This window comes from Rhodoferax sp. GW821-FHT07G04, assembly GCF_059418585.1.
This window is the reverse complement of sequence record NZ_JBWKQD010000005.1, coordinates 250385-272254: the sequence shown is the minus strand read 5'-3', so window position 1 is coordinate 272254 and position 21870 is coordinate 250385. Positions and strand designations below refer to the sequence as shown.

Annotated in this window: 21 protein-coding genes; 15 read left to right on the top strand and 6 right to left on the bottom strand. The window is 62.8% G+C overall.

Annotation, left to right across the window (positions count from 1 at the left end):
- The first annotated feature begins 2 nt into the window (after nt 1-2).
- The 4 genes from AC07OO_RS22440 to AC07OO_RS22425 all read left to right on the top strand — a co-directional run bounded on the left by AC07OO_RS22440 (nt 3) and on the right by AC07OO_RS22425 (nt 2066).
- Nucleotides 3-464 (top strand): GNAT family N-acetyltransferase, encoded by a 462-nt coding sequence (locus AC07OO_RS22440; protein WP_495084374.1) that lies wholly within the window; start codon nt 3-5, stop codon nt 462-464.
- 128 nt (nt 465-592) lie between these two features.
- Nucleotides 593-1126 carry a hypothetical protein gene (locus tag AC07OO_RS22435; protein WP_495084373.1) on the top strand — a complete coding sequence of 178 codons (534 nt, stop codon included), beginning with the start codon at nt 593-595 and terminating at the stop codon, nt 1124-1126.
- A 23-nt stretch (nt 1127-1149) separates the two neighbouring features.
- A complete protein-coding gene (locus tag AC07OO_RS22430; RefSeq protein WP_495084372.1) occupies nt 1150-1599 on the top strand; it encodes a GNAT family N-acetyltransferase in 450 nt (149 codons plus the stop codon).
- Between the two features lie 185 nt (nt 1600-1784).
- Complete coding sequence (locus AC07OO_RS22425; RefSeq protein WP_495084371.1) at nt 1785-2066, top strand: cupin domain-containing protein; 282 nt, start codon at nt 1785-1787, stop codon at nt 2064-2066.
- On the opposite strand, the gene AC07OO_RS22420 is transcribed toward AC07OO_RS22425, so the two are convergent.
- Complete coding sequence (locus AC07OO_RS22420) at nt 2063-2881, bottom strand: cysteine hydrolase family protein (RefSeq protein WP_495084370.1); 819 nt, start codon at nt 2879-2881, stop codon at nt 2063-2065. The two genes, AC07OO_RS22425 and AC07OO_RS22420, sit on opposite strands and share 4 nt — an antisense overlap.
- Before the next feature lie 161 nt (nt 2882-3042).
- Between AC07OO_RS22420 and AC07OO_RS22415 the strand changes: the two genes are divergently transcribed.
- The 9 genes from AC07OO_RS22415 (at nt 3043) to AC07OO_RS22375 (ending at nt 12870) form a co-directional block, all read left to right on the top strand.
- On the top strand, nt 3043-4848 hold the full coding sequence (locus tag AC07OO_RS22415) for a methyl-accepting chemotaxis protein (RefSeq protein WP_495084369.1): 1806 nt from the start codon (nt 3043-3045) through the stop codon (nt 4846-4848).
- Nucleotides 4849-4952: 104 nt separating this feature from the next.
- Nucleotides 4953-5087, top strand: a complete 135-nt coding sequence (locus AC07OO_RS22410) for a lmo0937 family membrane protein (RefSeq protein ID WP_495084368.1) — start codon at nt 4953-4955, stop codon at nt 5085-5087.
- A gap of 131 nt (nt 5088-5218) precedes the next feature.
- The gene (locus AC07OO_RS22405; RefSeq protein WP_495084367.1) at nt 5219-5824 is read left to right on the top strand and encodes a transcriptional regulator; all 606 of its coding nucleotides are present in this window, start codon (nt 5219-5221) and stop codon (nt 5822-5824) included.
- Complete coding sequence (locus AC07OO_RS22400; RefSeq protein ID WP_495084366.1) at nt 5821-6123, top strand: 2Fe-2S iron-sulfur cluster-binding protein; 303 nt, start codon at nt 5821-5823, stop codon at nt 6121-6123. The genes AC07OO_RS22405 and AC07OO_RS22400 overlap by 4 nt, the downstream gene beginning before the upstream one ends.
- Before the next feature lie 104 nt (nt 6124-6227).
- Nucleotides 6228-8282 (top strand): M13 family metallopeptidase, encoded by a 2055-nt coding sequence (locus tag AC07OO_RS22395; RefSeq protein ID WP_495084365.1) that lies wholly within the window; start codon nt 6228-6230, stop codon nt 8280-8282.
- Nucleotides 8283-8309: 27 nt separating this feature from the next.
- Entirely contained in the window at nt 8310-10607 is a 2298-nt protein-coding gene (locus AC07OO_RS22390; RefSeq protein ID WP_495084364.1) for an FdhF/YdeP family oxidoreductase, read from the top strand.
- A gap of 17 nt (nt 10608-10624) precedes the next feature.
- Nucleotides 10625-11794, top strand: coding sequence for a formate dehydrogenase accessory sulfurtransferase FdhD (gene fdhD / locus AC07OO_RS22385; RefSeq protein WP_495084363.1), 1170 nt, complete (start codon nt 10625-10627; stop codon nt 11792-11794).
- A gap of 71 nt (nt 11795-11865) precedes the next feature.
- Nucleotides 11866-12270 (top strand): group II truncated hemoglobin, encoded by a 405-nt coding sequence (locus tag AC07OO_RS22380; RefSeq protein WP_495084362.1) that lies wholly within the window; start codon nt 11866-11868, stop codon nt 12268-12270.
- A gap of 120 nt (nt 12271-12390) precedes the next feature.
- A complete protein-coding gene (locus tag AC07OO_RS22375; protein WP_495084361.1) occupies nt 12391-12870 on the top strand; it encodes an arsenate-mycothiol transferase ArsC in 480 nt (159 codons plus the stop codon).
- A gap of 28 nt (nt 12871-12898) precedes the next feature.
- Here the strand turns inward: AC07OO_RS22375 and AC07OO_RS22370 are convergent, their stop codons facing one another.
- On the bottom strand, nt 12899-14686 hold the full coding sequence (locus AC07OO_RS22370) for a methyl-accepting chemotaxis protein (protein ID WP_495084360.1): 1788 nt from the start codon (nt 14684-14686) through the stop codon (nt 12899-12901).
- Nucleotides 14687-15125: 439 nt separating this feature from the next.
- On the opposite strand from AC07OO_RS22370, the gene AC07OO_RS22365 reads away from it, so the two are divergent.
- Together AC07OO_RS22365 and AC07OO_RS22360 are read left to right on the top strand one after the other, a co-directional pair.
- Nucleotides 15126-16790 carry a sulfatase-like hydrolase/transferase gene (locus tag AC07OO_RS22365; RefSeq protein WP_495084359.1) on the top strand — a complete coding sequence of 555 codons (1665 nt, stop codon included), beginning with the start codon at nt 15126-15128 and terminating at the stop codon, nt 16788-16790.
- Nucleotides 16790-17836: a formylglycine-generating enzyme family protein gene (locus tag AC07OO_RS22360; protein WP_495084358.1), complete on the top strand. Its 1047-nt coding sequence runs from the start codon at nt 16790-16792 to the stop codon at nt 17834-17836. The genes AC07OO_RS22365 and AC07OO_RS22360 overlap by 1 nt, the downstream gene beginning before the upstream one ends.
- 24 nt (nt 17837-17860) lie before the next feature.
- Here the strand turns inward: AC07OO_RS22360 and AC07OO_RS22355 are convergent, their stop codons facing one another.
- From AC07OO_RS22355 to AC07OO_RS22340, 4 genes are all read right to left on the bottom strand, one after another.
- The gene (locus tag AC07OO_RS22355; RefSeq protein ID WP_495084357.1) at nt 17861-18652 is read right to left on the bottom strand and encodes a substrate-binding periplasmic protein; all 792 of its coding nucleotides are present in this window, start codon (nt 18650-18652) and stop codon (nt 17861-17863) included.
- An 84-nt stretch (nt 18653-18736) separates the two neighbouring features.
- Nucleotides 18737-19771, bottom strand: a complete 1035-nt coding sequence (locus tag AC07OO_RS22350; RefSeq protein WP_495084356.1) for a cytochrome d ubiquinol oxidase subunit II — start codon at nt 19769-19771, stop codon at nt 18737-18739.
- Complete coding sequence (locus tag AC07OO_RS22345) at nt 19764-21146, bottom strand: cytochrome ubiquinol oxidase subunit I (protein WP_495084355.1); 1383 nt, start codon at nt 21144-21146, stop codon at nt 19764-19766. The genes AC07OO_RS22350 and AC07OO_RS22345 overlap by 8 nt, the downstream gene beginning before the upstream one ends.
- Nucleotides 21147-21156: 10 nt before the next feature.
- Complete coding sequence (locus AC07OO_RS22340) at nt 21157-21816, bottom strand: GbsR/MarR family transcriptional regulator (RefSeq protein WP_495084354.1); 660 nt, start codon at nt 21814-21816, stop codon at nt 21157-21159.
- Between the last annotated feature and the right edge of the window lie 54 nt (nt 21817-21870).

Sequence of the window (21870 nt, the reverse complement as noted above, 5' to 3'; positions counted from 1 at the left end):
GCATGCACATAGTCCCCGCCTCACCCGACATCCAATCCCACGCCGAGCGCGTGCTGCGCAGTTTGCCCATGTGGTTTGGGCAGGAAGAATCCACGCAGGAATACATCCGTGACAGATCTTTACACCCGACCTTTGCTGCGGTGGACGGTAAGGGCGTTGGCGGATTTGTCACGCTGAAACAGCACTTCGCCCAAGCCTTTGAAATCCATTGCATCGCGGTGCATGCCGACAAGCGCAACCAGGGCTTGGGGCAAGCGCTGCTGAAGCACGCTGAGGCGTGGGCCCTTGCGCAGGGAGCGCGCTTCATGCAGGTGAAGACACTGGCCGACTCCCACCCCAGCCCCGAATACGCGCAAACCCGCGCCTTCTACGCGCGTGCTGGCTTTGTGCCGATGGAGTTGTTTCCTACCCTATGGGGTGAGAGAACGCCCTGCTTGCAGCTCATCAAGCACCTTTTGCCATAGAGCAGGCCCACGCCCTCTTCCGGTTTAGGGATACGATGGCGCGCGATATTGGAACCAATGTTGACCAATCCACTACTGACAGAGCTGCCAGCCACACCAATATCTTCAACACACTTCAGGAACACGGAATGCACCGACGGCTATTGATTTCTCTCGTACTGCTATGCAGCGCGTTGCTGGCTTCGTGTGGCGGTGGGGGTAGCGCGAACAATCCCATCGAAGCCATCCGCATCGCAACGGTTACCCGATCCGTACTTGTCAACTGTTTGCAGGCGCCATCTTCGCTGGATGAAGTGTTGCTGGGCTGCCTGGCTGGAACGGTATCCACCGGACAAGATGCGTCGGGCAAGGCATGCACGGTGAATTTTTCCATCTCCGGGCTACAGCTCCTCAGCACGGCCTACCAAGGCGCTGTTGCCTACCAACGGGGCTCCAGCGGCAACGCGAAGGACACCACCTATGTATACGAGAGGGCCTACGATCCCAAGACCGGCGCCTTCAACTTCAGCGTGACCGCCAACACCAATGGAGCCGCCTACTTTGGCTTCAGCTTCAGTAACGCCCCGACAGAAGGCAGCAATAGCGCCACTTTCGGCTTCGAGGTAGCGCCAAGCGCACCAGGAGGCCCCAAGGTGTCGGTGAAGTGTGCGGTGCAAATCTAGCCCACCACGATTAGCCTCAGCCCATGCTTATCCGACCGTACAAGCCCAGTGACTGGGACGCCGTCTGCACCATCTACGACTTGTCGAAACCTGACGAGTTCAGAGGACAGCCCACGCCACCTGTCATTCCACCACTGAACGAGGACGCAAGGATGAAGCCCTCGTTTCAGGCCTCCGAAATTTCCGTAGCCGAGCGAGATGGTGTTGTCATAGGGTTTACCGGAATACATGGAAGCACCGTCTCATGGCTGTTTGTCCACCCTCTGCATCGTCGCAAGCGGGTTGCCGAGACACTGCTGCAAAAGGCGATAGCCGGCATGCACGACAAGATTGAACTCAATGTTGTCAAATCCAACGAGGCTGCGGTTCAGCTATACGAGAAGCTTGGCTTTTGTGTGCTGCGCGAGGTTACCGGTGCCTTCAATGGACAAGATTGCCAAGTCTTGCGATTGCAACTGAAGAAACCCGGATAGGTAACTGTTTGCGCAAGCAGTCAATGGAGTTGCAATATCTGAAGATATTCAACGCAGACAAGCGGCACTAAATGCCGAATGCCTGAAACACCAACTATGCCCTTGCCAACCCCCATCGCCCTGCACCCTGACGACCTTCCCTTCACAACTGTCTCCCCCGTGTAATGCTCAAGGAGCTGACTGGCTTGAGCGCCCTGCCCGGCGCCAAGACACCGCAGGTCAGCGTGGCACTCTTTCGCCTGGAGCCCGGCTGCGCTAGCGCGTGGAGCTACAACAAGGTGGGCGAGGAGTCATTTTTTGTGCTGCAGGGCCGCGGCGAGGTGTGGACAGATAGCACCGTCCACGCCGTGCGCCCCGGTTCCCTCATCCTGATTCCGCCAAGCACGGTGAGCTCCATTCGCGCCAGCCCTCTGAAAATAGACGCGGTCCGCTATCCCTACGATAGCAGGCATCAAAGCACAGTCTAGGCCAACAAGGAAGCTGCCTCTTTGCAAGTCATCACCTCCGCACCCCAGGTCGTGGCCCGCTGCATGAAGGCCTGGGCCATGTCTTCAAAGCCCGTCACCGGACTCATGCAATCGCCCAGCAGCACGATGCGTGGCCGCGGGCCGGGGTGCTGGTCCAGGTAGCGGGTCAGTTGGTCGAAGCTGGCGGCCACACAGTGGCTGGATGCCTCGCCAGCCACCAGCAGCAGATCCACGCCATCGGTGACGGAGCGGGCCAGCGCTGTATTGAACAGCGTAGAGGGCACGGCGGCATCAGGCGCATCGGCCTCGAAGACGCCAAAGTGTTCGGTCAACGGGTATTCCCCTTTCAGCACCTTGCGCACTGCCTTTTGCTGGTCAACTTCCCAGGCCTGTAGTGCATCCGCCACGGCGCCGTGGATGTTGTGGCCCCAGGTGCCGGTGACGCAGTGCACCGGCCACACGACCAAGCCTGGGCGGCCACGTTCGGCCAGTTGCTGCAGCATAGCCATCACCTTGGGCGTGTGCTCGGTCCTGCGGGGGCGGTAGCGGCCCGACGCCACATCGGCTGCTGTCACAAAAGTGAAGGGCGCGGGCGCAGCCCCCTGGGCATCCACCCAAAATGGGGTGCGCTCCACGGCCACGCTGGCGTGGGAGTCCAGCGTCACCACCATCGCATCTAGCCGTTGCTGCTGCGCGGTGATGAAGGCGGCAAGGCGCTGCATGTCCTGGTGAGCGCCCGTCACCGGCAGCGCGGCGCCGGGTATGTCGCAAAAATCGTTTTGGGGATCAATGATGAGCAGTGTGGTGCTGGGCATGGTGTGCGCAATTTACACCACAAGTGCCGCACCCAAAGCGTGCATGGCCACCGGTTTGTGCGCGGCCACCAAAATTTCAAACGATGGCTATTGCCCTGGCCCTGCTTTTGCTTTAGCCTCGTGGCAAACCTGCGGTCGAATGTTTTTTGGAGGAGTAGCCGATGCGCTTTTCTGATCTGAAAATCGGTGCCAAGCTGGGCATCGCGTTTGCGACGATTCTGGTGTTGACCGTCATCACTGGCGTCTTCGCCGTCAGCCAGCTGGGCAAGGTCAACGGCAGTACGCAAGACATCGCCACCAACTGGCTGCCCAGCATACGCATCCTGGGCGAGATCGACGCCGGGCTCAACGAATACCGCCGTGCAGAGATCCAGATGGTGCTGGCGTTGGAACCCAAGGGCGTAGAAGAGAACGACAAACGTGCGGCCAGCGCCCGCAAGCGCATCGAATCGGCCTTCACCAAATACGAGCCCACCATCTCCTCCGACACGGAACGCAAGCTGTTTGACGAACTCAAGCAGATGTCCCAAACCCACTACGGCAACTACCCCAAGCTGCTGAAACTGTCCCAGGGTGGTGACGCCGAGCACGACGCTGCCAAAGCCTTCTTGAACGGTGACTCGCGCACCAGCTTTCGTGTAATGGCGGGCGCCATTGAGAAACTGGTCACCCTCAATGGCGACGGGGCGGATACCGCATATAAGGATTCTCAGTCCACCTTTTCGTCCTCCCGTGCCTGGGTCATCGGCCTGCTGGTTGCGGCCATTGCCATGGCCAGCTTTCTGGCGCTATGGATCACGGGGCTGATCACCCGCCCCATGGCGCAGGCCAATACCGCGGCCAGCCAGATTGCGGGGGGCGACCTGTCCCAGAAGCTGCACACCGACGGCAAGGACGAAACCGCCGCGCTGCTGCGCTCGCTGGAGGCCATGCGCGGCAGCCTGCTGGACGTGGTCAGCCGCGTGCGCCAGGGCTCGGAGAGCGTGGCCACGGCCAGCGCCGAGATTGCCCAGGGCAACCAGGACCTATCCTCCCGCACCGAGAGCCAGGCCAGCGCGTTGGAGGAAACCGCCGCCTCCATGGAAGAGCTGAGCTCCACCGTGGCGCAGAACGCCGATAGCGCGCGCCAGGCCAACCAATTGGCAACCAGCGCCTCCCAGGTGGCCGTGCGCGGTGGCGAGGTGGTCAGCCAGGTAGTCGAGACGATGAAGGGCATCAACGAAAGCTCCAAAAAGATTTCGGACATCATCAGCGTCATCGACGGCATCGCCTTCCAGACCAACATCCTGGCCCTGAACGCAGCGGTAGAGGCCGCCCGTGCCGGCGAGCAGGGCCGTGGCTTTGCCGTGGTGGCCAGCGAAGTGCGCGCCCTGGCCAGCCGCTCGGCCGAGGCCGCCAAAGAGATCAAGATGCTGATCAATGCCAGCGTGGAGCGCGTGGAGCAGGGTACGGCCCTGGTCGACCAGGCCGGCGTCACGATGTCCGAGGTCGTCACCTCCATCCGCCGTGTCACCGACATCATGGGCGAGATCAGCGCCGCCAGCAACGAGCAGTCCAGCGGTGTGTCGCAGATCGGCGAGGCGGTGCAGCAGATGGACCACACCACGCAGCAGAACGCCGCGCTGGTGGAACAGATGGCCGCCGCGGCCAGCAGCCTCAAGACCCAGGCGCAGGAATTGGTGGCCGTGGTCGCCGTGTTCAAAGACGGACGTGAAGGCCACCATCCGGTGTCGGCCGTGGCAGCCGTGCGTTCCCCCACTGCCAGCGCCAAGCCCTTTGCCGGCGCCGAGCGGCGCACTGGCGGCATACCCAAGGGCGCGGCAGCACGAGGCCACACCAGCAGCAAACCCGCAGCACCCAAACCCGCCTTGCAAACACCCAAGGCTGCCAGCACGGCAGCGGCAGCTCCAGCGTCCAAACCCACGGCCGCCAGCGGCAGCAATGACGGCGATTGGGAATCGTTCTAAACCTGTCAATCTGGCACGCGCACCTGGGTGCGCTGCCGCACGGACACCGCGCTACAAGGACTCAACAATGGCACAACCTTATAACCAAAGCAAAAGGTACTGCCATGCTATACACCATCGCCGTTGTTCTGATTATTTTGTGGCTGCTGGGCGTGGTCACCGCCTACACCCTGGGTGGCTTTATTCACATCCTGCTCGTCATTGCCATCATCTCGGTGCTGTTGCGCATCATCGGCTAGCGCTGGTGGGGTTGATGCCTCAGCGGCAGCTATTGTTTTGATAGCTACTGACATAATACCGACGAGGGCTACAGCCCAATTTAATCTAGAAATCGTCAGAATTGAGACAAACCGGATAAAATAAACCCATTATGGGTACAAAACACCAACCCCCTCCTCCCCGCGCCAGCCTGGCCGATGCCCTGTTCCCCAAGGTGCGCCAACGCGTGCTGGCCGTGATGTTCAATGCGCCCGAGCGCAGCTTCTTCATGGGAGAAGTCATCGCCCTCGCCCACTCGGGCACCGGAGCCGTGCAGCGCGAGCTGGCAGGCTTGGCGGCCGCCGGCATATTGAGCGTGCACAAGATCGGCAAGCAAAAACATTACCAGGCCAATGCCGATGCGCCGGTGTTTGAAGCCTTGGGTGCCTTGGTCAGCAAGACCATGGGCGTGGTCAATGTGCTACACGCCTGTCTGGAGTCGGTAACCGGCGAAGTCAGCGCAGCTTTTGTGTATGAAGAGGCCAACAGCAACGCTGCCGTCAGCGTGGTGCTGTTCAGTACCACCGGTGACCGCACGGGTGCCATCGCCCAAGCCATGCAAGATGCGGCCAACACGCTGGCCCGCCAGTTGAGCTTCACGCTGCACACACCCGAATCCCTGGCGGCCCAGAGCGGCAATTTCCTGCCCCGCCTGCTGAACCCGCCCAAGACCTGGTTGCTGGGTAGCCAACAAGACCTTTTCAGCCAAGCCACGTGACGCAGCAACACCCATCGCAACCCACCCTCCACACTGCCCGCACCGAACCCGACGAACTCCAGGTTGACGCCTGGGAATCCGACACCCTGCTGTTGTCGCTGGAGATGGGTGGCAGCGACTGGCCTAGCTCCTGCCGCAATGGCACCTGCCGCACCTGCATTGGTCAATTGAAGAGCGGTAGTGTGCGCTATGCCATCGAATGGCCCGGCCTCAGCGCTGAGGAACAGGCTGAGGGCTATGTGCTGCCCTGCGTGGCCTACCCCTGCTCCGATGTGGTACTGCGCCAAGGCTACGCCTGAACGGCGCCAAGCGGCCTGTGCGCAAATAGCCGCCATTTAGCTGCGGCTCGCAAGAAGCCGTACCATCTGGGTTTTACAAAAATCCATCCGAGGAACATCTATCCATGAAAGCGAAATTCCTGGGCTCACTGGCATTCCTGATCGCCAGCGGCTGCGTCACCCCCTACGCCTTGGGAGGCGAGCCCGCCAAGTCCATCAGCGCACCGTATTCGGGCGTGGTCTCCCAGTACAACGACAAGCACGTGCGCGCGCAAGACGACTTCTTCCGCCATGTCAACGGCACCTGGCTGAAGACCGCCGATATCCCGGCCGACCGCTCCTCGACCGGCGCGTTCATGGACTTGCGCAACGCCGTGGTGCCACGCCTGCACGCCATTGTTGAAGACCTGGCCAAATCCAAGCCCGCTGACGGGAGCGACGCCCGAAAGATTGGCGATATCTACGCCAGCTACATGGACACCAAGACCATCGAAGCCCAGGGCCTCAAGCCCCTGCAGGCCGACTTCGCCAAGATCGACGCGATCGGCGATGCCAAGCAGATTCCGGCCCTGATGGCTTGGCTCAATCTAGTCAGCATCAAGGCGCCCTACGACGTGCAAGTGCACCAGGACAACCGCGATGCCACAAAATACGTGCTCGACATCGGCCAGTCTGGCCTGGGCATGCCCGACCGCGACTACTACCTGAAGGACGAGGACGCCAAGCTCAAGGATGCGCGTGCCAAGTACCTGAAGCACGTGGCCACCATGCTCACGATGTCTGGCGACGCAGAGGCTGAGGCCCATGCGGCCGAGATTCTGGCCTTTGAAACCGAGTTGGCCAAGGTGCAGTGGACCAAGGTGGAGCTGCGCGACCCCATCAAGGCCTACAACAAGATCGAACTGAGCAAGCTCGACGAGCTGACCCCCGGCTACGACTGGGCGGCCTACCTGCAGGCTCTGGGCGTGACCGGCAAGATCGACTATGTGATCGTGTCGCAGCCCAGCTACATGAGCGCCATGCACAAGATTCTGCAAGCCACGCCCTTGGCCACGCTGAAGACCTACTTCAAATGGCAGACCTTGAGCGCCAGCGCCGCCCAGTTGCCGCAAAAGTTTGCCGACGAAAACTTCGCCTTCTTCAATACCACGCTGCGCGGCACGCCGGCGCAAGAGCCACGCTGGAAGCGCGGTGTGCGCCTGGTCGATGCCGGCCTGGGTGAAAGCCTGGGCAAGCTCTATGTGGCCAAACACTTCCCGGCCCAGAGCAAGGCCCGCATGGAAGCCCTGGTGGCCAATCTACTGCAAGCCTTCAAGGAAAGCATTGATACGCTGGACTGGATGAGCCCGGCCACCAAGCTCGAAGCCCAGGCCAAGCTGGCCGCTTTCACACCCAAGATCGGCTACCCCAATAAGTGGAAAGACTACTCGGGTCTGACCATCACCAAGGGCGATACAGTGGGCAATTTGCGCCGCATGAACCAGTTTGCATCGCAATACGAGCTGAACAAGCTGGGCAAACCGGTGGACCGCGACGAGTGGGGCATGACGCCGCAGACCGTCAACGCCTACTACAACCCCGAACTCAACGAGATCGTGTTCCCCGCAGCCATTTTGCAGCCCCCGTTCTTTGACGCCAAGGCCGACGACGCCGTCAACTATGGCGGTATCGGTGCGGTCATCGGCCATGAAATCAGCCATGGCTTTGACGACCAGGGTGCGCAATTCGACGGCAAGGGCAATCTGCGCGACTGGTGGACCAAGGAAGACCACGACAAGTTCGCCGCCAAGACGGCCACCCTGGTCAAACAGTACAGCGCCTTCAGCCCGGTGCCTGGCTACAACGTCAATGGTGAGCTGACGCTGGGCGAGAACATCGCCGATAACTCGGGCGCGGCCATCGCCTACAAGGCCTACAAGCTGTCGCTGAAGGGCAAGCCCGCACCGGTGATTGGTGGCCTGACCGGTGACCAGCGCTTCTTCATCGGCTTTGGCCAGATCTGGCGCAGCAAGATGCGTGAGCAACAGGCCATCGTGCTGATCAAGACCGATCCACACTCGCCCGGCGAATTCCGCGCCAACGGCACGCTGCGCAATATGGCGCCGTTCTACGATGCCTTTGGCGTCAAGGATGGCGACAAGATGTTCCTGCAGTCCGCTGATCGCGTGACGATCTGGTAATCGGCAAACCCGTATGGCACTTCTTGCATGAAGAAAATCAAAGTCTATAAGCGTCCTGCCGGTGGCTGGGGCGCCTTGAAGAGTGTGGCCCACCACCTGTTGGAGCAGGGGGTGGCAACCAAGGGCGCACGCACGCTGCTGGCCGCCAACCAGCCGGACGGTTTCGACTGCCCGGGTTGTGCATGGCCCGATGCGGACCACACCTCAACCTTTGAATTTTGCGAGAACGGCGCCAAGGCCGTGGCGGCTGAGTCCACGGCCCGCCGCGCCACGCCTGCCGTGGTAGGGGCGGAGACGGTCACCGCACTGCAGGCGCGGTCGGACCAGGAGCTCGAAGGCCTGGGCCGGCTGACCGAGCCGCTGCAGTATGACCGCGCCAGTGACCGCTACCTGCCCATCAGCTGGGACGCGGCCTTTGCGTTGATTGCTGAAAGGCTCAACGCCCTGCCCAGCCCCGACGACGCGATCTTCTACACCTCGGGGCGCACCAGCAACGAGGCCGCATTTTTATACCAGTTGTTTGTGCGCGAGTTCGGCACCAACAACTTCCCCGATTGTTCCAATATGTGCCACGAGCCCTCAGGCGTGGCCATGCGCCAGGCCATAGGCGTGGGCAAGGGCACGGTGTTGCTGTCCGACTTCGAGCTGGCCGATGCCATCTTCATCTTCGGCCAAAATCCCGGCACCAACCACCCGCGCATGCTGGGCGAGTTGCGCAAGGCCGCCAAGCGCGGTGCGCAGATCGTGGCGTTCAACCCGCTGCGCGAACGCGGGCTGGAGAAGTTCCAGAATCCGCAAAGCGCGATGGAGATGTTGACCGGTGGCTCCACCGAAATGACCACGGATTACTTTCAGCTCAAGATCGGTGGCGACCTGGCCGCCGTCAAGGGCATGGTCAAGTGCGTGCTGGAGGCCGACCACCAAGCCCAGCAGCAGGACCGCAAGCGCATCATCGACACCGCCTTCATTACCGAGCACTGCACCAATTTCGAAGCCTTTGCAGAAGACGTGCTGAGCGAATCCTGGGATCTGATCGAGCAGGAGTCCGGCCTGACCCAGGCACAGATTGCCCGCGCGGCCCAGGTCTATGTGCAGTCCGAGCGCGTGATCGCCTGCTGGGGCATGGGCATCACCCAGCACCAGCAGGCTGTGGGCAGCATCCACATGATCGTCAACTGGCTGCTGCTGCGCGGCAATATCGGCAAGCCCGGCGCCGGCGCGTGCCCGGTGCGCGGCCACAGCAATGTGCAGGGCGACCGCACGATGGGCATCTACGAGAAGCCGGCCCCGGCCTTTCTCGACAAGCTGGGCCAGGTGTTCGACTTCACGCCACCGCGCGCAGACGGTCTGAACACCGTGGCCTCTATCGAGACCATGCTGAACCAGCCCGGCAAGGTCTTCTTTGCAATGGGCGGTAATTTCGCCGCCGCCACGCCCGACACCCCCCGCACCCACCACGCGCTGCAGAACTGCGCACTGACCGTGCATGTGGCCACCAAGCTCAACCGCAGCCACCTGGTGCACGGTACCGAGGCCCTGATACTGCCCTGCCTGGGCCGCACCGAGATCGACGTGCAAGAGACCGGCCCACAGGCTGTCAGCGTAGAAGACTCGATGAGCATGGTGCACCTGTCCAGCGGCATCAACGCGCCGGCCTCGGCCCATTTGCTATCCGAGCCCATGATCGTGGCGCGTCTGGCCCAGGCCACGCTGAAGCACAGCAAGACACCTTGGCAATGGCTGGTGGCCGACTACGACCGCATACGCGACAAGATTGCTGCCGTATTTGAAGACTTTGCCGACTTCAATGCCAAGGTCAAGGTGCCTGGCGGATTTCACCTGCGCAACCGCGCGGCCGAGCGCCTGTGGGTCACGCCCAGCGGCAGGGCCAACTTCCATGTGCATGCCGTGCCGGTGGACCTGCCCATCCACCGCGCGCGCCAGGGCAAGCTGGGCAGCACGGAGCGTGTATTCAACCTGACCACACTGCGTTCGCACGACCAGTACAACACCACCATCTATGGCCAGAACGACCGCTACCGCGGCGTGTTTGGCGAGCGGCGCGTACTGTTCATGCATGCCGACGACATCACCAGCCTCGGTATGCAGCCCGGCGACTGGGTGGACCTGCAAAGCGTGGCCGAGGATGGCATGGAACGTGTGGCCAAGCGCTTCATGCTGGTGGCGCACCCCATTCCCCTGGGTTGCCTAGCGGCCTACTTTCCCGAAACCAATGCGCTGGTGCCGCTGTCCAGCGTCGCCATTGGGGCGGACACGCCAACCTCCAAGGCCGTGCCGGTGGTGTTGACGCCGCACGTGGCGTAAACAGCATGGGTGGCCCTATGCCCACGCCATCTGCCGATCAGGTGGGAGATATATCGGCAGCCGTGCTGCAGGAACTGGCTCAACATGCGCAACCCATATCCAGCGCGCGGCTGTGCAAGGCGCTGGGCATACGTATGAGCACGCTGCTGCGTGCACTGGCCTACCTGGGCGAGGCCGAAATTGCCGGTCAGGCCGGGCTGGGCTGGGTAGAGCAACAGCAAGACGGCGAGCGCTTGATGTTGGGCTTATCGGCGCAGGCTCGCACAGCACTGGGAGTCTGGGCGGCAGAGCGTTCTGTGCAGGTAAAGGAGGAGCCCGCGCAGCGGGCGGGGGACACGGAGCAGAACGCTCTGATGCCCAGCCTCCTGGAAGAAGCCGCCGCCATCCTTCCAGCCCCCACACAACAGCACGCCGTACTGCGCTACCGCGAGGCCACGCCCGAGACCACGCAAGATGCGCTGGCCGAGGAAACCCCCGTCGCCCTGGTCTACAACGGCATCTCCCACGCGGTGATGATGGCCACACCGGCCGACCTGGAGGCCTTTGCGCTAGGCTTCAGCCTGTCGGAAGGCATAGTCGACGACGCGGCTCAGATCTACGACACCAACGTTCAGACCCAGCCCCAAGGCCTGGAGCTGCACATCACCATTGCCAGTGCGCAATTCGCCGCGCTGAAAGACCGCCGCCGCCAACTGGCTGGCCGCACGGGTTGTGGCCTGTGCGGACTGGAAAGCCTGCAGGCGCTGGAGCTGGACATGGCCCCGCTGGCGCATGCCGTGCACTTGCGCCACAGCGACATACTGGCCGCACTGCAACGCCTGCCCCAGCACCAGCCGCTCAATGCACGGACAGGCGCCTTGCATGTGGCAGCCTGGGTCAACACGCAGGGCGAACTACTGCATGCGCTGGAGGACGTGGGCCGCCACAACGCACTGGACAAACTGATCGGCACACTGGCCCATCACCACGTGGACCCCACCACCGGCTGGGTACTGATGAGCAGCCGCGCCAGCTACGAGCTGGTGCAAAAGTGCGCCCGTGCCCGCATCGCCTTGCTAGCCACTGTGTCGGCGCCAACGGCCATGGCCGTGCGCCTGGCGCAGCAGGCGGGTATCTGCCTGGTGGGCTTTGTGCGCGAGTCGGGGTTGGTGGTCTACAGCTTTCCCGAACGCATCACGCCCGACTGATATTCCCTTTACTATCCTTTTAGGAGCTGCCAAAGCCCATTCCACGGGGGCTAGCGGCAAATTTAACCAACATGAACATCCAAGAGAAGCCCCTTTTTGATACCCACTTCGAATGGATGGGTGGCGAGGCCAAGGTCAAGGCCCTGACCGAACGCTTCTACGACCTGATGGACCTGGAACCCGGCTACGCAGCCCTGCGTGCCGCGCACGGGCCTGACCTGTCTGGCGCGCGTGAGCGGCTGTTCTGGTTTCTGTGCGGCTGGCTGGGCGGACCACAGCACTACACCGACCGCTTTGGCCACCCCCGGCTGCGCATGCGCCATATGCCGTTCAAGATCGGCGAGATCGAGCGCGACCAGTGGCTGGCCTGCATGGCCCAGGCCATGGCCGAGACCGGCGTGCCACTCGACTTGGCCGAACGCTTGAAGGAGTCGTTCTTCAAGACGGCTGACTGGATGCGTAACACCGAAGGCTAAAAGCCCGGTTACTGCTAAGATGGTGCCCACGGGGAACCGAGCAGTCTCCCCGTACCACAGGACGCCCGCCGTCCCAAGTACTGCTCCTGTCATGGGCTCAATGCCCAGTTAGGAGCGTCTATGAAAAATCTACTCAACGCATTGTTTCTGTCGGCTGGCTTGCTCCAATCCGGCATTGCCGCGGACGTGCCGCCGGCCCCGCAGGTGGTTTTCATCTGCGACCACGGCTCCGCCAAGAGTGTGATCGCCGCCAGCTACTTCAACCAATTGGCCTCTCAGCGCGGGCTGCCCTACACAGCCATTTCCCGGGGCATCACGCCCGACACCGTACTACAGCCCGCCACAGAAAAGGGCCTTCGCCAGGATGGCATGGCCACGGAGGGCCTGACCCCAAGGGCCGTCAGCCCGGAGGTGGTCGCTGCGGCCACGCGGGTGGTCACCATCACGGTGGAGAACACCCCTGACTACCTCCGTCAGCGTGCCGCACTGGAGGAGTGGAACGATATACCTGCCGTCAGCAAAGACTATGCCGCGTCACGCGATGCCATGGTACGCAGGATCGAATCGCTGATAGCCGCCCTGCAGGCGGGCAAGCCGTAAGCCTACCCTGCCTGCAGCCGAGTGGCTGCTAAAACGTCTCCCACTGCGCGTCGGCACCCGCCGTCGCCAGCTTGGGGCCTGCGGCGGGCAGCACGGCAGCCAGCAAGGGCCTTGTGCCCTGCGGCTTTTTGGCGGCGGTCTGTGCCAAGGCCTTGCGTGGCGCGGTGGCCGCCTGCCCGGCTGCGGCCGATGCGCGCACCGGGGATACACGCGGCGATGGCGCGGCAACCGGACCGTCGGCCAGCTTGAACACCGCCACCGTCTGCACCAGATCGCCAGCCTGGCTCTTCATGCTGCTCGCGGCCGCAGCCATTTCTTCCACCAAGGCCGCGTTTTGCTGCGTGGTGTGGTCCATCTGCGTGATGGCCTCGCCGACCTGCGACACACCGGCGCTTTGCTCGCTGCTGGCCGCGCTGATCTCACCCATGATGTCGGTTACGCGGCGTATGCTGGCCACCACCTCGGTCATGGTCTCCCCGGCCTTATCGACCAAGCTGCTGCCCTGCTCCACGCGTTCCACACTGGCATTGATCAGGTACTTGATCTCCTTGGCGGCCTCGGCGCTGCGGCCGGCCAGGCTGCGTACCTCGGACGCCACCACGGCAAAGCCGCGGCCCTGCTCACCGGCACGGGCCGCTTCCACCGCAGCATTCAGGGCCAGGATATTGGTTTGAAACGCAATGCCGTCTATGACCTGGATGATGTCCGAAATCTTGCGGCTGGATTCGTTGATGCCCTTCATGGTCTCGACAACCTGCCCCACCACTTCTCCGCCCTGCAGAGCCACCACACTGGCGCTTTGCGCCAATTGGTTGGCCTGGCGGGCGTTCTCGGCGTTTTGCTGCACGGCGGAGTTCAGTTGCTCCATGCTGGCTGCCGTCTGCTGCAGCGCGCTGGCTTGCCGCTCGGTGCGGGCACTGAGGTCCTGGTTGCCCTCGGCAATCTCGGAGCTGGCATTGGACACGGTTTCCGAGCCATGCCGCACCCGCGAGACTACGGTGACCAGGCTGTCCTGCATGGTCTGCAGCGCGCGAAAGAGCTGGCCGGTTTCGTCACGGCTGCTCACGTCGATGCGCGATGACAGGTCACCCGCAGCCACTGTTTCCGCGATGCTGACGGCCTGTGACAGGGGTCGGGTGATCTTGCGTGTCATGACAACGGCCAAGGCCGCCGCCACGGTCAGCGCCAATGCGATGACGCCGAACATGCGCAAGCGCAGGCTTTGGTTCTGGGCCAAAGAGGCTGCCACATCGCGGTCGCTGATGTCGCGGATTTCTTTCTTGGCCACTTCCACGGCCGCCACCAGTGCCATCAGCAGCGGTCTGCAGTCCGCAGCAATCGATTTGGATGCGCCTTCGCGATCGCCGGCCAATGCCTTCTTGACAATCTCGGTGGCCACCACGGCGTACTTGGTCTCGATCTTGTCGATCTCCTCAACCTTGCGCAGCAGCGCTTGCGCGCTCGGGCCGTCTGCCGCCAGCATGGTCTTGAGCGTCTTCATCGAGCCATTGATACGCTCAAACGCCACGTCTATGCTTTTTTTCTCGATAGCGATTTCCGACGCGGAATCCAGCAGCACGATGTTGCGCGCCGCCACCGCACGGGCATTCACCGCGTCGAACAACGTGACAAGCAAGGCGTCTTCCTTTTCGATGACATTGACCTGGTTTTCATAGTTGCGCTGCGACGCCGCCAGATTGGCGATGGCCATTGCCGACACCAGCACCACGGCCAGCGCCAGCACCACATAGCTGAAGATCAGCCGGGCCTTGATGCTGGTCAGGCCTAAGCCCCCCTGCTTGACGGAATTGTTCATTTGTTGGACCTCCTTGAATTGACAGCTTTCACAGGCGCCCATGGGCCGGGCGATCCGCCTCCAAAGACATCGGCGCAGCATCACGCCTGGGCGTGCACCACCGCCTTTCTAGTCAACGTACCGGCTTGGCCAATTGCTTGGCATTCCCTTTTTTAACGCGGCCCCAGTCGTCTTTATCACCCGCAGGTGCCAGACATTTTTTTGCCGGAGCAGGAAAATAGTACTCCGCCTATGGTCTGAGCGAAAGAACTTTTTTTGCCGTTTGCATGCCTCTGCCATTTGGTGCACAATGCGAATCCATACACACATGTATTGATTGATTCAAACAAGCCCCGCACAGGAATCGCCGAGGGGGCGTCACTGAAAGTACTACGTTGGAGAACAGCATGCCCAGAGTCCGCACCAGTGCCCGCTTGCATCCGCCCCCGGGTGGCCAGTCATGAAGACGCGTCGCATCGCACTAGGCACCGTGGCACTGCTGCTGGTACTGCTGGCCACGGCCTACATAAACCGGCTCTACATCCTGCAATACTCGCTGGGCTGGTACACCGACTGGCTGCACCCGCGCGAGCCCTACCGGCCCGCGCCCTGGCAGAGCGGCCCCAAAGAGCCCGGCCAGGCGCTGGCGCAGCGGCCGCCCAACATCATCTTCATCCTGGCCGACGACCTGGGCATCAACGACGTCACCACGCGGGGAGGTGGCTATGCAGCCCAGGGCGCACCCACGCCGGCCATTGACTCCATCGCACGCGACGGCGTGCGCTTCGACCAGGGCTATGCCGGTGCAGCCGTATGCACCGTATCGCGTGCGGCGCTACTGACCGGGCGCTATCCCTGGCGCTTTGGGGTGGAGTTCACACCCACGCCCGGCGCCATGGCCCAGGTGGCTAGCATGCTGTATGGCACGACGGACAGGCAGTTGCCGGTCATCGTCGACCAGCAGAAGGCCGACGAGGCCCGCGACTTCGACGAGCTGGGCATGCCCCCCTCCGAGCAAACCATTGCCAAGCTGCTGAAAACCCGCGGCTACCACACGCTGCACATTGGCAAATGGCACCTGGGCAGCACACCCGATATGCGGCCCAACAACCAGGGCTTTGACGAAAGCCTGTTCATGGAGAGCGGCCTGTACCTGCCGCAAAACCATCCCGACGTCGTCAACTCCAAGCAAGACTTCGACCCCATAGACCGCTTTCTGTGGCCCAACATGCGCTTTGGCGTCAGCTACAACGGCAGCAAGTGGTTCGAGCCGTCTAAATACCTGACCGACTACTTTACCGACGAGGCCGTGGCCGCGATCCGGCAAAACAAGAACCGCCCGTTCTTCCTGTACCTGGCGCACTGGGGCGTGCACACGCCGCTGCAAGCCAGCAAGGCCGACTACGACGCCTTGGCCAACATCCCCGACCACCGCCGCCGCGTCTACGCCGCCATGGTGCGCTCGGTGGACCGCAGCGTGGCCCGCGTGCTGCAGACGCTGCGTGAAGAGGGCCTGGATGAGAACACCATCGTCGTCTTCACCAGCGACAACGGGGCGCCCGGCTACATCGGCCTGCCCGAAGTGAACCGTCCCTACCGCGGCTGGAAACTGACGCAGTTCGAGGGCGGCCTACGCGTGCCCTACGTGGCCAAATGGCCGGGCCACATCGCCCCCGGCACGCAATACGCACCGCCTATCTCCAACATCGACATGCTGCCCACACTGGTCGCTGCAGCAGGGGCCAGCCTGCCCACGGACCGTGTCATTGATGGCGTCAACCTGCTGCCCTACTTGAGCGCGCAACCGGCCAAGCAGCCACCGCGCCCCCTGTTCTGGCGCGACGGACTCTACCGCGCGGTGCAAAACCAAGACTGGAAGCTGATCATGTCGGAACGCCCCAAGCGCAACTGGCTGTTCAACCTGCGACAAGACCCCTCCGAAAAGATCAACCTCGCCGAGCGGGAACCGCAGAAGCTGGCCGAGCTGAAGACCCTGCTGGACAGCCACCACGCCAGCATGCCCGCGCCGCTGTGGCCCTCGTTCATAGAAATGCCGGTGGCGATCGACAAAACGCTGGACCAGCCGATGTCGCCGCAGGACGAATACACCTACTGGTACAACTGATGGCTGCGCTGCTCCCCACCGTCAAGCGCATTGCGCCCTGGGCCGCAGTGCTGATGATGGTTGCCGCGGCGGCAGCCAGTTGGGCCTGGTCCCACCACGCGCCCATCGCCCCGCAACGCGACGGCAGTACCGTGCTGCACTGCGACCTGCCCCGCCCGTCGAGCGCGCCGCGCTATCCGGGCATGGCCTGGGTGCCCGGCGGTAGTTTTGAATGGGGTGACACGGTCTACCCCGAAGAACAGCCGGTGCGCCCCACCCAGGTGGGTGGCTTCTGGATGGACCGCACCGAGGTCAGCAACGACGCGTTTGCCGCTTTCGTGGCCGCCACCGGCTATGTGACGGTGGCCGAACGCCCTGTGGACCCGCGGCGCCACCCCGACCTGCCCCCTGAGATGCTGCAGCCCGGCGCCGTAGTGTTCAGCATGCCGCAGCAGACGGCGGACCGGGCCGACGTGCGGCAATGGTGGCGCTACGTGCCGGGTGCGAACTGGCGCCACCCCGGCGGCCCCGGCACCGACATCCAGGGGCGCGGCGCCTTCCCGGTGGTGGCGGTCACGATCGAGGACGCCAAGGCCTATGCCGCTTGGGCCGGCCATGCGCTCCCCACCGAGGCCGAGTGGGAATGGGCGGCACGCGCAGGCCAGAGCCAGGCGGCGCAAGACCATGACCAGCCGCTGCAGGCCAATACCTGGCAGGGCATTTTCCCAGTGGTGAATTCGGGTGACGACGGCTTCGTCGGGCTGGCGCCGGTCGGCTGCTATGCACCCAATGCGTTAGGCCTGTTTGACCTGATCGGAAATGTCTGGGAGCTGACTAGCGATAGCTACACGCCCAACCACAATGCCCCAGCGCCCACCGGCTTGGAAGCCGGCCCGCCGACCCGACTGGAGAGCGGTGCGGCGCAGCACGTCATCAAGGGCGGCTCTTACCTGTGCGCGCCCAGCTACTGCATGCGCTACCGCTCGGGGGCTCGCCAGGGCCAGGAGGACGACCTGGCCATCAGCCACCTGGGCTTTCGCACCGTGCTGCGTGTCGCGGGGCCTTGAGCTGACACCCCGCAGACCGGCGCTTCACTTCACCAGCACCACGGGGTTCTGCTTCCACTGCATGAAGGCCTGGCGAATCAATTCGTCCAGCACACCGGTTTTCTTCAGCAGGGCCAGGCGGGCGTCAATGGCCTCCAGCTTGTCGGCGCAATGGCCGTTGCGTGTCAGCGTGATGTAGTTGGGCGTGTCCACCAAAAATGGCGACTGGGCGACGAAACGCTGCTCATCGCCCCGCTTGAGCAGGTAGGCCATGCCCGCGTAATAGCCGGTGATGAAATAGTCCAGCCGGTCGGCACCGAGCTTGCTGAAGTTGTTCTCGGGGCTGTTGGCTTCCTCGATGGTGAGGTGCTGCTTCAGGTAGTCGTCAAAGCCATCGCCAAACACATTGCCCCGCGTGATTCCGCCACGCAGGCCGACCAGATCGGCGCGACTCTTGAATTCCATCGGCTTGTCCCGCGCGGTGAACACCGCCACCGGATTGGCCAGAGCCGCAGTCTTGGGGTAGAGCAAAAATTGTTCACGCTCGGGCGTCTTCTTCAGCGTGGTCACCATGTCAACGTCGCCCCGCTCGGCCGCCTGCATGACCCGCGGAAACGGCCCCAGGTAGCGCACTTCGTAGGGGATTTTCAGATCGTCCAGCACCCGCTTGGCAATGGTGATGGACGCCCCCTGCATCTGCGTGCCGTCATACCAGTGCAGCGGCGGATAGGTAGGGTCCGCCGCCAGCACCAGGCGCGTGCACTCGGCACGGCCGGGCCCGCCCAGCATGGCCAGGGTCATCGCCACAACGCACGCACGCCATGTCAGTGGATTCATGCTGCCCCCTCTTTTGGACGGATGGATCGGAAACGCGAGTCCGAGTATTGCACTGAATCCCGTCCTTGCCAAAGGGGTGGCCGCCTAGTATTTCAGCGCGGACGCCTTGCCCCAGAAAACGCGGTACGCATACACGGTGTAGCCGATGATGACCGGCAGCACCACGGCCACGCCGTAGAAGATCACCATCAGCGACTCGGGTGCACTGGCGGCTTGCCAGATGGTGATTCGGTCTTCCACCAGCCACGGAAACAGGCTGTAGCCCAGGCCATAGAAGGCCAGCAGGAACACGCCCACTGTCGCTGCAAAAGGCACGCCGATGCCATATTCATTGCCCTGGGCCAGGCGCACGGGCAAGCGCTTGACGCTGCGCGCAATCACACCCAGCAGCACGACCGTGACCAGAGGAATGGGGAACAGCAGCACGATGTTGGGAAACGCAAACCACTTGCCGAAGATGCGCTGGCTCACCAGCGGCGTGACGACGGATATGGCGGCCACCCCGGCTGCAGTCAGCCACAGGCTACCCTGCGCCCAGCGCACCGCCTTCAGCTGCAGGACCCCTTCCGTCTTCATGATGAGCCAGCCCGCACCCAGCAGGCAGTAAGCAGCCACCAGGCACAGACCGATCAGCGCGCAGAACACATAGGTCCACGCGTCGCTGCGGAAGCCGGTGATCAGCCCGCCCAGCATGAAGCCCTGGGCCCAACTGGCCAGCACCGAACCGGCCCAGAAAGCCGTATCCCACAGCGGCTTGTGGTGGTCGCGCGCCTTGACGCGGAAGTCAAAAGCCACGCCGCGTAGCGTCAGGCCCACGAGCATCAGCGCCACCGGCAGGTAGAGCGCACCCAGGATGGCGCCGTGCGCCGCCGGAAACGCCACCAGCAGCACACCCACGCCCAGCACCAGCCAGGTCTCGTTCGCGTCCCAGAACGGGCCTATGCTGGCGATCATCGCGTCCTTCTGCGCGCGGTCGTCGGCGCGGCGCAGCAGAACGCCCACGCCCAGGTCGTAGCCGTCCATGATGACGTAGGCCAGCATGGCCAGCGCCATCACGGTGGCAAAGACCAGCGGCAGCCAGCCCTGGGGTTGGCTCAGATCGGGAATCGCTTCAAGCATTTTGGCCTCCAGCCCTCGTGGAATCTACGTATGCCGCTCCTGATTCAGGAGCAACCAGGGGTTCGAAGTTTTTCTTGGCCGCGCTGGTAGCCAGGTAGAACACCACCGACACATAGGCCAGCAGCAGGAAGGCATACAGCACCAGGTACATGGCCAGCGTGGTCGCGATACGGGGCGATGGCACGGTGGACGCGGCATCCGCCGCCAGCAGCAGGCCCTGCACCAGCCAGGGCTGGCGGCCGATCTCGGTCACATACCAGCCCGCCACCAGACCCACCCAGCCTGCGAATGTCATGGCGACCAATACACGCAGCAGCCACACATGCGGTGTGCGCCCTGCCCGCGTCTGCCAGGTGCCAAACCAGCTCACGGCCAGCATCAGCAGCCCCACGCCCACCATCGCACGGAAGGCAAAGAACAGCGGTGCCACCGGTGGGTGCTGGGTGCCAAAGGCGTCTATGCCCTTGATCTCGCCGTCCCAGCCATGGGTCAGGTACAGCGACGCCAGCTTGGGGATACCCACTTCATAGCGGTTGCTCTGCGTGGCCGCATCGGGCCAGGCGAACAACACGGCGGGCGCGCCGGTCTGCGTCTTCCAGATGCCTTCCATGGCGGCGATTTTGGCCGGCTGGTAATGCAAAGTGTTCAGGCCGTGCTGGTCGCCCACGCCAATCTGCAAGGGGATCAGTACGGCGGCCAACACCAGCCCGGTGCGCAAGCTGGCGCGCACCTCGGCACCCCTGTCACCCTTGAGCCAGCGGAAGGCACTGATGCCTGCCAGCAGGAAGGACACCGTCAGGCCCGAGGCCAGCAGCATGTGGGTCAGCCGGTACGGGAAGGATGGGTTGAAGATGACCTGCAGCCAGCTCGTCACATGGGCTTTGCCACCAATCAGCTCGAAGCCGGCGGGCGTGTGCATCCACGAGTTGAGCGCGATGATCCAGAAGGCCGACAGCGTGGTGCCGCCGGCCACCAGCAGTGTGGCCGTGGTGTGCACCCGTTCGCTGACCCGGCCACGGCCAAACAGCATGATGCCCAGCATGGTGGCTTCCAAAAAGAAGGCGGTCAGCACCTCATACGCCAGCAGCGGCCCGGCCACGTTGCCCACCGTGTTCATGAAGCCCGGCCAGTTGGTGCCGAACTGGAAACTCATCGTAATGCCGCTGACCACGCCCAGCGCAAAGGTCAGTGCAAAAATCTTGACCCAGAACTGGTAGGCGTCCATCCAATGCTGCTGGCCCGTGCGGCTGAAGCGCAGTTTGAAGAACAGCAGCACCCAGCCCATGGAGATACTGATGGTGGGGAACAGGATGTGGAAGGTGACGTTGGCGGCAAACTGGATGCGCGCCAGGATGAAAGGATCGAGGTGGTCCATGGCTTGATGTTCAATGCTCGTTCTTGGGAATATCGGGCGGGGTAGCAGACGGCGCCGAAGCCTCGGGTTCCGCTGCAGGTGCCAGATCGGGCATTTCAGCATCGGCAGACGTGCCAGACGACATGCCAAACACCTGCTTGACCTTGTCCTTCATCTCCAGCAGCTTCTGCACCTTGGCGCCCATCTTCATCAGGCTGGCCAGCGTGGCCGAATCCATCTTCTGCACCTCGTCCAGCCAGTCGGTCATCAGTTCGATGAAAGCGTGCATCTGGCGCATGCGCTCCTGGGCGATGCGCTCGTCCTCACTGGCGGGCGTCTCCATCAGCGCGTCGCGCAGCATGGATAGCGTGGGGTCCACCTCGCGCTTGCGCCGCTCGGTGGCCAGCGTGCGGAAGATCTGCCACACGTCTTGCGGCGACTGGAAGTATTCGCGCCGATCATTGGGCAGGTGGATCAGCCGAACCAGGTTCCACGACTGCAGCTCCTTGAGCCCCATACTGACATTGGAACGCGAGAAGTTCAGCGTGTCGGCAATCTCGTCGGCATTGATGGGCTTGGCAGACACGTATAGCAGCGCATAGATCTGCCCCACGGTGCGGTTGATACCCCAACGGCTCCCCATTTCGCCGAAATGCAGCACAAAGGATTGGGTCAGGGGGGGCAGGTTCATGGCTAGGTCTGGGTGTTGTGCTGATTTTCTTGAATTTTCAGTATTTTCTGAAAT